We start from the raw sequence: 12,232 nt of genomic DNA, 5'->3' as shown, positions 1-12,232 counted from the left end.
GGGTATCCTTGCCATGAATACTCGCTTATTTCACTATCACAAAAACTCTTTCTTTTTTTCTTCTCAAATGCTTCTCAGGATAGGCCACTGCCCCTTTTACGTTCTTCGAAGTTTTATATAAACCTCTAGATAAAGGACAATTCCAACAGGTATCAGGAAGATCGAACCTTAATAAGTTGTGTATTAACTTTATTGGCACGACCTTTGTAGCTCAATACATATTATAAATTTAATACATATTACGATGAGTAAAGGAACAGTAAAATTTTTCAATGAAACTAAAGGTTTTGGATTTATCACTGAAGAAGGAGTTGAAAAAGACCACTTTGTACACATTTCTGGATTAATTGACGAAGTACGCGAAGGCGACGAAGTTGAATTTGATCTTCAAGAAGGTAACAAAGGTTTAAATGCAGTAAACGTAAAAGTTATCTAATACATATACTTCAAGTTTTACAAAAGCCCATCTATTTATTTAGATGGGCTTTTTTTATTTGATGCCGTTCAAAGTATTGGCGGACTTTGAACAGTAGGAGGGAAGGTGTAAGAATTTTTATTACATAATCGCAATTTAGACGCTGACAAAGAATACATAAATTTTACCCTTTTTATTACAATCTTGCCAATATGTAGCACACTGGTTAAGCGGGTTAGGTTTCCATTATCCAACCACAATAATTAAAATAAAACTGCTTAATCCATAATAAGATATGTTACCCTAGTGATATCTAAAAAATAGATATAGGAGGGGAAAATTTGCTTCTCTTTTTATAAAAGGCCATATACCAGAAAAAAGATAATGGTTTAATATTCCTTATATTCAATGTTTTAAATTCCATTTAAAATCGAAGTATATATTATAATGAGAAAGTACAGACAGAGCATAAATTGGATTAAAGAACCTTGCAAGAAGGAAAATAATGTCCCAATGGGTATGACCTTGTTTAATTATTCCTTACTTAAAAAGGGTTTTTACTTTTTTTGTTTAATGATAATGGTTCAGCCCATGTATCAATGCATTGGACAACAAAAGGAAACCGTACCATCTTATGAATTTAAAAAAGGAGATGTAAATGGCATTGGTAAATGGTATCTGGGTAGGGAGATTGCTTATGTCATGGGCTATCAGGGCATGTCTTGGCTTGAACGGCCTGAACGTGAGAAGGAAGAAAATACAACAACATTGCTGCAAAATATGGAGATTCAACCAGGGGACGATATTGCTGATATTGGGGCCGGATCTGGATACCATGTGTTTAAAATGGCTCCAATGGTTGCAAATGGGCAGATCTATGCTGTGGATATCCAAGAAGAAATGCTGGCTGCAATGCAGAAAAAAAAGTCAGAAAAAAATAGCAGCAATGTTTCCCTGGTAAAGGGAAGTGAAAAAAGTGTGCAATTACCAAAAAATTCAGTGGACAAAGTACTACTCGTAGATGTATACCATGAGTTTAGCTATCCTTATGAAATGATGCTATCTATTAAAAAGGCGCTACGGCCAAAGGGTAAAATCTACTTGATTGAGTATAGGGGAGAGGATCCCAATATTCCGATCAAAGAAATACACAAAATGACACAGAAACAAGCCGTCAAAGAAATGAAGGCCTTGGGATTGGAATTGGAAAGTAATATGGCCAACTTGCCGTGGCAGCATTGTATGGTGTTTGTTAAAGAATAATAAGAGAATTGTATGCTATTTGAATACAAAGAATTCCCAATTCCATAAAATCCAATGGAACACCAGGTACACCCCTTAAGAATTTATTTTTTGTTGAAGTAGCAGTATCTTAATTAATTGGTTTTCAACACCTAGTTTTATTCCTTCAAAAAAAATAATAAACAAACTATTTTTTTCTAAAATTTAGTCGATTAATTTCTCAGGAGTTTTCTATATTTCTCTAAACATAAAAAATATAATAATGAAAAACACTTTACAAAAGTCCGGAAGGTTTATCGCTTTCGGTTGCGTTTTAAGTACGCTTCTTTTTATCTCTTGTTCAGAGGAAGTTTTAGAATCTGATGCGCAAATTTTGTCAGAAGATCAAGGCCTTGAGATAGCCTTAAAAGCTGACCCGTTAGAACCTATTATCATTGATGATTTAACTCCTACTGTCTTAAAGACAACTGAAGCAGCTGGTGAAGACCGTGGACGTTTCAATATCACTTTAAGATATGCAGAAACCCCTACGGATAGGCAAAAAGAAGTTTTTGAAGCGGCAGCGGCTCGATGGGAACGAATAATAATAAAAGACGTTTCTTCATTTACTGGTTCCTTACCATCAGCCTTTGAAAATGTTCCTGATATTGAAGGCACCATTGATGACATAGTTATTGAGGTATTACTTCGTCCTATAGACGGCCCAAGAGGTATTCTAGGTAGAGCAGGTCCTAGGTTCATTCGATTAGATAACTTTTTAACGTTAAGTGGTGTTATGGAGTTTGATTCAGATGATTTAGCTTTTCTTGATCAATTAGATCTGTTTGAGGATGTGATTGTACATGAAATGGGGCATGTTTTGGGTATTGGTACACTTTGGAATCTAAATTTTCCACAATTTAACTTTTCGAGAAACCTACTCACTGGGACATTTCAACAACCTTTTTTTGCAGGTGATAACGCCAACGTTTTTTGGAACGCTGAAGGTGGAACTGGTGAACTTCCAATTGAAAATGAATTTGGACCAGGAACACGATTTGGACACTGGAAAGAGTCAACATTGAACAATGAATTAATGACCGGATTTTTAAATTTCGGTGAAAATCCATTGAGTCGTATCACCGCAGCATCTATGAGAGATCTTGGATATGGATCTGCAACGGTAGGCGAATCTTATGCATTACCTAAAGGCACACCTGGCGTGGATATCAATGAGCTTTCAAGAACTGAAGAAAACTCCGGGTTGAACATTGCGGAAATGGAAGTGTTACTTAAACCGATTGGTTTTGTGAGCACCAAAAAGGAATAAATGCAATCCGCCCTTACCTTCATTTAAAGGGTAGTTTTATGTAATAAATTTTATAAAAGGGTCTACAATGGAGCTATTGTTCTATATGTAGGCTCTTTTTCTTTTGGTGTAATTGTGCCGACCGGCTGAAATGGCAAAAATCGTTAGAATAGGTCTCCTAGTTGATTCCGGCATTACCGAAACCTTGAACTCAAATTCGTTTTCCCATTATATGGTATTAAGGCCGATAGGATCGCAGTCTTGGCTCAGGTAATAAAGAAAAAATTGTACTAAAAAGAGAGGTGATACGTTCTAACTAGACTAAAAACCAGAATATGAGCCAGATAAAACCACTTTTTTTATTACTGATGGTGTTGCCATTACTATCTTTTTCACAGGTCGAAATGAAATGGAACAAAGAGGTACCTACAAAAATCTTATGGCAAGAAGTTACTTCGTTGGGCAACCTTATCGTTAGTTCAAGAGAAGAGCTGATTGGTATCGATACCGAAACAGGTGCCATTAGTTGGGGAAAAAGGGCCTTTGGCAATCTTGATAGAGCTGCTTTCGAAGAACTTCCGAATAGTCCGTTTTTTTCAGTAACAACGAGCAATAGCTTACATCTTATAGATCAATTTAGTGGCGACGAAGTCTTTAATTCTAAAAATGCCGGACTTCAAAAGGTTGCCAACTACCATTTATTGTTTAATTCAGATGCGATTCTCGTTTCCGGAACAGATTACAATGGTGAACCCCTTATGGTTTCCGTAAAAATGTCAGATGCTAGTTTGTCCTGGTCGATGAACGAAAAATTTGGCCGTATCGTTGCTGCCAATGAACTCGATAATCAAGAACTTCTTATCGTAACCTTGTTCAACAACTACAAACTCAATGCAGATACCGGAGAGGTCATATGGAAGAAAGCGAACTCCAAGGAAGCAGTACAAATAGATAAAATGGGGAAATTTGGAGCGCTATTGAAGCAGGCTGCGGAAACTGTCTCCATAGATATGGATATACAACTACAGTACTACCAGCCGGAGGGCAGTGATGTCTTCTATTTGGGGTCACAGAAAGAGCGACAAGGCGGAATGACTTCATCCAATAGCCCCATCAACTACAGCAATAACTATAATGCCTATAATATCAATGATGGTAGTCTGATATGGACTAAGGAATTAGAGGTAAATGGGGCACTCAGCCAGATTTATTTTTTAGATAAGGGCATGCTTGTGTTGCCTGATGATGGCAATAGAACGAAAATAAACCTATTCGACTATAAGACCAGTGAGGGCCTGTGGGGAAAAAAGGGCCGTGGAATTGCGATCAAAGGCGGAGTTTATGATTATTTGGATTCCGGTGAAGGTATTTTGCTGGTATCGCGAACTGCCAATAAAGATTTCCTAAATTATTTAGATCCAACAGTAGGGGCCATAACCTTTGAAAAACCTGTCAAGGTTGATGGTACGGTCGTTGGGATTGTGCCACTGGCTAATTCAATCCTATATATTACGACCGAAGAGATGAACATTTTGGACCATCATACGGGAACGCTGATGTGGAAAAAAAGTATTCGGACCAGTCCTAGACTTACCGCTGAGCATCAAGATAAAATCTATGCCTTTGATTACAGTTCCGGACTTATAAAAGTTGTGGATAAAGCTGATGGTCAAGTCAGTGATTTTTCACAAGTGGAACTTCAATTTGACGGGAAGGAATCACCATCGAATCTGGAAATTTTGGAGGATGGAATTTTTATTCACTCCGATCAGAATGTTGCCAAATTTAATTTTGATGGATCTCTGGTCTATCAAGAATATTATGCTGCACCAAAGGAAGCTGGTTGGAAACGTGCTTTGCTATATGCCTCATCGATAAGGGCAGCATATATTGGTGCTACCTCATACTATGTTGCAGGTGCCATGGCCGCAGCCGAAAATGATGTCCGTCAAAAAGACGAAGTTTCGGGAGAAATCGTATCCCAAATAGGCAACGCATACGGAGAATTGGGCAATGCCGCCTCAAGTTATGCCGGTACTGCCTTTAGAAAAGCAAATGCCCGACTAAAAGCCACAAAACAAGCTAGGGATTTTATGTTCATTATGTCAAAACAGGAGAAAGACATTGTATTGTTAAAAGTGAGCAAAACGACGGGTAAAGTAGCGGGCGAAATTAATCTTGGTAAGGACCGTGAGCCCTTATATGCGGTTGACGATATAACCGGACAAGTATATTATCAAACAGGAGACGTTCTACTGACCTCTTATATGGCGCGCTAACAGATAACCCGCAAGAAATAAATCAGCTTTCATTGAACGCAAAGTCATAATGATTTAAAGCAACGCAGGGAAGCAAACTGCCTTCCAGCGTCAAAACCAAGGTTCAACTTATTCTTCTGCGAGTGCTTCTGAAATATTTTATATTGAATGGAATAATAGTGTATAAAGTGCGAACTATTAATTACCTATGGTATATTGAATAGATTCTACAATCTACTCATAAACAGAGGATTGGAATAAAGTGTGTGGCAAAAGTTAGAACTACTTTACTTCAATTGGTTTTAACCGAATACAACCGAAAGCATCCAATACCTTTATAATTAGATAGGTGATATCAATCTCATACCACCTTACGCCAAAATTAGCGTTACTTGCATGTTTGTGATGATTGTTATGATAGCCTTCACCCATCATTAAAAAGTCAAAGCGGAAGAGGTTTTTGCTCGTGTTCTTCATTTTAAAATTTACATAGCCGTAAATATGCCCAAACCAGTTGATGATAACCCCATGTATGGGTGCCATTAAAAAGGTTATCGGCAATAAAAGCCATTGCCACCAAGAGGTTACGAAAAGCGCAAAAAACAACACATACCCCGAAATCCAAAGCAAACGGGAAAACCTAGAACTTGCAAACAGGTCAAATCCTTTCCATTGGGGTACATTTTTGGTAAAACGGGTATCAATTTCAATGCGTTGCGTATTAATATCCTGATAAATTGTCTTTGTTTTCCACATCATGGCGAATAGATTGGCATCATGTGATGGAGAATGCGGATCCTTTTCTGTATCGGTGTAGGCATGATGCATGCGATGCATTACTCCATACCCATACGCACTAAGGTAGCTTGGACCCTGAAAAATCCAAGTCAGAACAAACGTAATACGTTCCATCGTTTTGGACATGGTAAATACCTGATGTGCTGCATAACGGTGTAAAAAGAAAGACTGAAAAAACAGGCCTCCATACCAAAGTACTGCAACGAAAATAACAATCAACATAGCTTTTTTTTACAAAGATAATTTGATGTTACAAGGCAAACAATGAACCCAAATCAATAAATCACCAATTACAACCGTTTTCTGATTCGGCTTAAAGCTTGTGAAGTAACCCCAATATAGGAACTGATGTATTTTAATGGAATTACTTTTAAGAGCTCTGGCCGTTCTTTGAACAAGTTCACATAACGTTCTTCTGCTGTAAGATTCAATAAGTTTTGTTCCCTTTTGGATTTTATCAAAAAGAGACGTTCTGCCGTTAGCCTTCCGATAAGATTTCCTATTTGTGTGGTCTTATAAACCATTTGCAGCTCATCATATGTAATACTCAAAATAGTGGTATCTGTCAGCGCTTGTAATTGATATACCGAAGGGGTTCGGGTTAGAAAGGAGTCATAAGCACTGATAAACTGATCTTTAAAGCTAAAACCAAAGGTGATTTCCTTATCCGGATTTTCTTTGGGAATGTACAAACGCACCACGCCAGATTCTATAAAGGAGATATGGTTTTCTATTTCGTTGACTTTTAGAAAAACCGATTTCTTTGGTATCTCCCGACGGTGCAATTTTGACATAAAGAAATCCCAATCCTGATTAGATATGTCCGCTATTTGGTCTAAGTGTGCTTTTATCTGTTGCAATGGATCTAATGGAAGTTAATGAACTGTAAAGATAAGGATTCAAAGACCAAGACGCACGTTAAATAGTGTTACAAGACCTTTAAGATTGCTTTTGACGACGGAAGTAATACATAGGTCATATTAAGTGCTGTAAAGTATAATTTAAATTCTTCAGTGGCATGCTCGACTATTTTACAAATTAAAGACCTCTCGATAGCGCTCCAGGGGACGCCCATTTATTATCAAGAGGAGGGAGGGCAATGTGTGTGGGATGGAATTTTATATCAAAACGCTGAAAAACTTTAAAAGTTACAGTAATTTTGTGTTCATATGCGTTACATAATTTCAGAAACTTGTTAGAGAAAAGACAACAATTCCCCCAAAAACAATTTACAGAAGCCGATTATTTCATTTATTGTTTGGAAGGGGTTCAGGAAATAGAAACGGACAGGGTAACCCAAGCACAAGAAAACTTGGAACAATTGGCCATGCAATATGGAATAGCAAGTATCTATAAAACGTGCGACACCATCGAAGGACTAGAAGCTAGCTTAAATGCTCTGGTTTTGGATGATCATAATTTTAAAGACTATGAAATAATCTACTTGGTTATGACCGGTGAAGCAAATAGTATTTGTTTAAATGACTACTACTATAGTCTACAGGAAATAGCAGAAATTTTTGAAGGAAGATTAAAAGGAAAGATTTTACATTTTTCAAATGCAAAAGTCCTAGATTTAGACGAAGAGGAAGCACAATATTTTTTGGACATCACTGGCGCAAAAGGTGTTTCCGGCTATGGTAATGAATATAATGGAATAAGTAGCTCAAATCTTGATAAAGCATTCTTTAACTTATTTAAAGAAGATGACAATATGCTAGATGTTGTAGAAGAGTTGCACCAAAGACATTACAATGTCTGCAAATTACTTGATTTTAGATTGTATTATTAAATCCAGACAGAGGAAGGATTGATTTCTATCTGCGGGTTGGTGCGACTATAGGGATGTAGAATTCTTGCTGGTTGCAATAATCAATGATTCCAGTAAAACAGTTTTGAGATACGAGCATAGGAAATTACCCAGTGGCTGATTGCTTTTGACGGCGAGTTTATGCGGCTGTGACGATATAGACCTACAAGATTTTCTTTTACATAATACCTGACGATATAGACCTAAAGGTGCTATATCTGGTATTATGCAAAATAGCGGAGCTATACGAAAATCCTGCTATATGCTGTTTTACGTAATGGACATATTTTGACCTATAATTTATATTATGTAAAATAGAATATTTAAAATGAGGATTAGCCCACAAATCGGATCGGATTGCGATAATCCTCCACTCGCCTCTGTAGCTCGTTAAATTCCAATAACTGTTTGCGAATTCTACCCAATCTTCCTTTTGGTGGTTCCTTTCCATTAGTTATGCCAGCGATAATATCAAGATTGGATTTTCAAAGTTGAAGTAATCTACTCTTTAATACTGCTAAATCCTCAAATCGCTCATATGTCCTTGGTTCGCACCTATAACAGCACAAGATTCTGTTTAACTAAAAGATATCTCTATTATTCCGCTCTAAGCGTAAAACACTGGTGCTTCTGCTAGCAACTCTGCCTTCCGGGTACTCTTTAAACCTTGTTGTTGTCATAATTGTGGGATTTAGGGTTTGTGGGAGAACCTAGAAACTTCCATTAAGTTAGCCATTTTTTCTTTCCCAAAAATATAATATTCAGAAAATCAGACTTTAGCGTTTTGACAACCTAAATTTTATGTTTACCTTAATTAAAAATATTTGCTTTCTTTATTTTACCTCTTTACCTTAATCAAAAATTAGATTTATTATGAATATAAACTTTGAATACGATGGTGTAAAAGCCAGTGAACGTTTGGAAATATTTGCTGGCAAAAAAGTAGACAAGTTATTGGACAAATATGATTTTATAATTCGTGCCGATATTTTCTTTAAAACAGAGAATACTTCTTCCCCTGACACAGGAATGATCTGTGCGATTCGATTGAGTTCTCCGGGTCCCCGCCTTTTTGCAGAGTCGAGCAACGGTAGCTTCGAAGCCTCGATTGCCAAAACCGTGGATGATCTCGAAAGACAATTAAAAAAACGAAAAGATAAGATTAAAGCACATTAATTGCAGGGATATTAGTTCTTGTATCTAATACCATAAAGGATTCACTTCCTTATTCTAGAGAAAACAAATATTTATTTAGAAATGGGTCTGTAAACAACTACAGACCCATTTTTATTTACCTCCTGTTGACCTTCTACGAAACACCTCCTTTTGAGGATCTTTATACTACTTACTTCAACACCAATTTATTTGATTTTTTTGCACCAAAATATTATAGGATGATTAGCTTTGTGATCCTAAAAAATAGCTATGTTGGTCTGGATTGCTTTTATCGCTCTAATTTTGGTATTCCTTGCATTGGATCTTGGTGTTTTCCATAAGGATGAACATGTGATCAAAACCAAGGAAGCCGCCATATGGACCGCAATCTGGGTTACCGTGGCCATGTCCTTTAGCGGCGTGATCTATTGGCTCTTCGATGGCAACCATATAGCCAATCCAACTGACCTGACGCCCAGCAAAGCGGTCATAAAGTATATTACAGGGTACTTGATAGAACTCTCGTTGAGTGTTGATAATGTTTTCGTAATCGCTGTTATATTTTCATCCTTTAGCATACCACCACTGTACCAACACAGGGTTTTATTTTGGGGAATTTTGGGAGCCATTGTTTTTAGGGCTCTTATGATTGTATTTGGTGTGGCCCTGATTACGAAATTCGAATGGATTATTTATGTTTTTGGAGTATTCTTATTGTATACCGCATTTAAAATGCTAAAATCTGACGATGATGATTTTGATCCACGTAAATCCTTTATTTTTAAACAAGTAAAAAAGATATTCCCCATTTCCACCGAAATGCACGGGCATGATTTTTTTATCAGAAAAATGGGAATACGGGCTGCAACCCCTCTTTTTGTAGCGCTTATTGTTATTGAACTTACAGATATCCTCTTTGCGCTGGACAGTATTCCGGCTATTTTGGCCATTACGGCGGACCCCTTTATTGTCTTTAGTTCCAATATCTTGGCGATCCTAGGGCTTAGATCCATGTACTTTTTAATCTCCAGAATGTTGGAGAAGTTCAAGTATATCAACTATAGTTTGGTGGTAATCCTTGCCTTTGTTGGTATAAAAATGCTATTATCCCACTATGTGGAATTCCCAGAATGGCTGTCATTGAGTGTTATAGCCTTGGCCCTTATCGGCGGTGTGGCCGCTTCCATGATGCTAGCTAAAAAAGAAAAGGCCTAATTGGAAAAAAGGCTGCTCCTTTTCTAGCAACTTATTTTGGTACTTAAGAGGCCTTTAGCTTGGCATCTATGATATCCAAAGCATCCTTTACGGTCTTCATCTGGTCCATATCCTCATTTTCCAAAACGATGTCAAAGGCATCTTCCACATCCAGTACTATATCCACCAAATTAGCGGAGTTGATGTTCAATTCATTGATAAAATGACTCTCCGGTGTGATTGCTTCTACCGTCACGTCTTCTGGTAGGTAAATTTTAATGATTCCTTTTAACTGCTCGTATCTCTCTTCCATATATTTTTATAATCGGTAGTTCTTAATCGTTTTTATAAACCTTAAAAATAACACAAGCATTTACATCTCCAAAGCCAAAACTGGCCTTGGCTATAATTTTTGGATTATATGCTATAGTTTCTCTGGGTATTTTGGTAGCATCCACAACCTCCAAGATCTCAGGATGTATATCTTCACAATTGATATTTCCAAAAACCTGTCCTTCCCTAAATTGTAATAAGGCTCCAACACATTCCAAACTGCCAGCCGCCGCCAAACAGTGGCCCATCATTCCTTTAAAAGAATTGATATATGGAAATTCTGTACCAGAGCGCTCCAAGGCAGCACTCCAGTTTTGGATTTCCACCGCATCCTTTCCCGTGGCCGTCAGATGACCGTTAACAACATCGATTTCCCTTTTATTTATTTGGGCGTTTTCGACTGCTTCGACTATGCAGCGTTGCACCGCTTCACTGTTTGGGGCTGTCATGGTACCCTCTCCCCTTTGTCCCCCGCTATTCACAGCTCCTCCCAGCACTTCCCCATAAATTTGTGCTCCACGCTCCAAGGCACTCTCCAAGGATTCCAACACCAAGGCCCCTGCCCCACTGCCCGGTACAAAACCCGCTGCAGAGGCGCTCATAGGCCTACTGGCCTTTTCCGGTTCCTGATTATAGGTATTTGGTAAGATCCGCATGGCGTCAAAGCCGCCCCATACATATGGCCCACTGTCACTACAGCTCCCCGTAAGAATTCTGGTGGCCTTCCCGGCCATAATGCGCTCATAGGCCATTAAAACGCCTTCTGTGCCCGTGGTACATGCAGATGAATTGGTGGTTACCTGGTTGCCACAACCTAAAATACCTCCTAAATAGGCACTTATCCCACTGGCCATGGTCTGCATTACGGAAGTACTTCCCAACCTGCGGGTGTTGCCTTCGTCTATGAGGTGGATCGACTCCCTAAACTTGTCGACCCCCAAGATTCCTGTACCAAAAATGATACCGCTGTCCCAATCCGGAGTTTCTTTGGAAGCCAGGGTCAAACCGGCATCTTTCCAGGCATCCATTCCCGCCATGACCCCGTAAACTATTCCACTGGCATTTAACCCCCGTTGTTGTAGTGTATTAAAGTATTTGTTTAAATGTTCTTCATTAAAATATGGTTTACCAGCAATTTGACAAGAAAACTTAAGATCTTGTAGTTTTTGGTGAAATCGTATCCCACTCTTGCCCTGCTGAAGAGATTTGATAAAATCATGCAACCCTACTCCATTCGGGGCACACACCCCCATACCAGTCACCACTACCCTATTTTTCATGCCTCTTCCATTTTTATCATTCCGGCCATAATTCCTTTGCAGACCAGCTCGCCTTTGCTATTATGCATTCGTACGTCACACTTTAATTTATTGAATCTAAAATAGATTTTTTTGGAGGTCACCACCACTTTTTCATTAGGGAAGACAGGTAGTAAAAACTGCATTTCAGTACTACTCAATCCTATTTTCAATATTGAAGTATCACTTACGTTGAGTAGATGCAACCCCAAACAAACCAATCCTATCTGTGCACAACATTCTGTAAGTATCACCCCTGGGGTTACGGGCCCATCCTTAAAATGGCCCTTATAAAAATAAAGATGCTTTAAGAAGGTGTATTCTCCCACAGCACCGTCATCATCCACTTGGTGAAGCTTATCCACAAATAGGAATTCCGGGCCAAAGGGCAATTGATCCAATATGTTATTAAATTCCATTTATTAGTATTGTTTTCTTAAT

Annotated in this window: 12 protein-coding genes; 7 read left to right on the top strand and 5 right to left on the bottom strand. The window is 38.2% G+C overall.

Going from position 1 to position 12,232, the window contains the following annotated elements; translation table 11 throughout:
* The first annotated feature begins 244 nt into the window (after positions 1-244).
* The 4 genes from SB49_RS03825 (at position 245) to SB49_RS03810 (ending at position 5,224) form a co-directional block, all read left to right on the top strand.
* Positions 245-436 (top strand): cold-shock protein, encoded by a 192-nt coding sequence (locus SB49_RS03825; protein ID WP_062054010.1) that lies wholly within the window; start codon positions 245-247, stop codon positions 434-436.
* 426 nt (positions 437-862) lie between these two features.
* Positions 863-1,678: a class I SAM-dependent methyltransferase gene (locus SB49_RS03820; RefSeq protein ID WP_335337889.1), complete on the top strand. Its 816-nt coding sequence runs from the start codon at positions 863-865 to the stop codon at positions 1,676-1,678.
* A gap of 241 nt (positions 1,679-1,919) precedes the next feature.
* A complete protein-coding gene (locus SB49_RS03815; protein ID WP_062054008.1) occupies positions 1,920-2,966 on the top strand; it encodes a leishmanolysin-related zinc metalloendopeptidase in 1,047 nt (348 codons plus the stop codon).
* Between the two features lie 314 nt (positions 2,967-3,280).
* Positions 3,281-5,224, top strand: coding sequence for a hypothetical protein (locus SB49_RS03810; RefSeq protein ID WP_145758351.1), 1,944 nt, complete (start codon positions 3,281-3,283; stop codon positions 5,222-5,224).
* Between the two features lie 261 nt (positions 5,225-5,485).
* Here the strand turns inward: SB49_RS03810 and SB49_RS03805 are convergent, their stop codons facing one another.
* Together SB49_RS03805 and SB49_RS03800 are read right to left on the bottom strand one after the other, a co-directional pair.
* Positions 5,486-6,223 (bottom strand): acyl-CoA desaturase, encoded by a 738-nt coding sequence (locus tag SB49_RS03805; protein WP_062054004.1) that lies wholly within the window; start codon positions 6,221-6,223, stop codon positions 5,486-5,488.
* Between the two features lie 68 nt (positions 6,224-6,291).
* Positions 6,292-6,861: a Crp/Fnr family transcriptional regulator gene (locus tag SB49_RS03800; RefSeq protein ID WP_062054002.1), complete on the bottom strand. Its 570-nt coding sequence runs from the start codon at positions 6,859-6,861 to the stop codon at positions 6,292-6,294.
* 332 nt (positions 6,862-7,193) lie between these two features.
* On the opposite strand from SB49_RS03800, the gene SB49_RS03795 reads away from it, so the two are divergent.
* The 3 genes from SB49_RS03795 (at position 7,194) to SB49_RS03785 (ending at position 10,181) form a co-directional block, all read left to right on the top strand.
* Positions 7,194-7,793 carry a DUF6642 family protein gene (locus SB49_RS03795; RefSeq protein ID WP_062054000.1) on the top strand — a complete coding sequence of 200 codons (600 nt, stop codon included), beginning with the start codon at positions 7,194-7,196 and terminating at the stop codon, positions 7,791-7,793.
* A gap of 891 nt (positions 7,794-8,684) precedes the next feature.
* Positions 8,685-8,987, top strand: a complete 303-nt coding sequence (locus tag SB49_RS03790; protein WP_062053998.1) for an HPF/RaiA family ribosome-associated protein — start codon at positions 8,685-8,687, stop codon at positions 8,985-8,987.
* 249 nt (positions 8,988-9,236) lie between these two features.
* The gene (locus tag SB49_RS03785) at positions 9,237-10,181 is read left to right on the top strand and encodes a TerC family protein (protein WP_062053996.1); all 945 of its coding nucleotides are present in this window, start codon (positions 9,237-9,239) and stop codon (positions 10,179-10,181) included.
* A 43-nt stretch (positions 10,182-10,224) separates the two neighbouring features.
* Here the strand turns inward: SB49_RS03785 and SB49_RS03780 are convergent, their stop codons facing one another.
* From SB49_RS03780 to SB49_RS03770, 3 genes are read right to left on the bottom strand one after another with little or no spacing between them, the layout of a single operon-like run.
* Positions 10,225-10,473, bottom strand: a complete 249-nt coding sequence (locus SB49_RS03780; RefSeq protein ID WP_062053994.1) for a phosphopantetheine-binding protein — start codon at positions 10,471-10,473, stop codon at positions 10,225-10,227.
* A gap of 22 nt (positions 10,474-10,495) precedes the next feature.
* Positions 10,496-11,773, bottom strand: a complete 1,278-nt coding sequence (locus tag SB49_RS03775) for a beta-ketoacyl-[acyl-carrier-protein] synthase family protein (RefSeq protein WP_062053992.1) — start codon at positions 11,771-11,773, stop codon at positions 10,496-10,498.
* Complete coding sequence (locus tag SB49_RS03770) at positions 11,770-12,210, bottom strand: 3-hydroxyacyl-ACP dehydratase FabZ family protein (protein WP_062053990.1); 441 nt, start codon at positions 12,208-12,210, stop codon at positions 11,770-11,772. The genes SB49_RS03775 and SB49_RS03770 overlap by 4 nt, the downstream gene beginning before the upstream one ends.
* Positions 12,211-12,232 lie beyond the last annotated feature (22 nt).

It is taken from the genome of Sediminicola sp. YIK13 (assembly GCF_001430825.1).
In the GTDB taxonomy this organism is placed as follows: domain Bacteria; phylum Bacteroidota; class Bacteroidia; order Flavobacteriales; family Flavobacteriaceae; genus Sediminicola.
The sequence above is the reverse complement of the archived record's forward strand: the minus strand, read 5'-3'. Positions and strand labels throughout refer to the sequence as shown.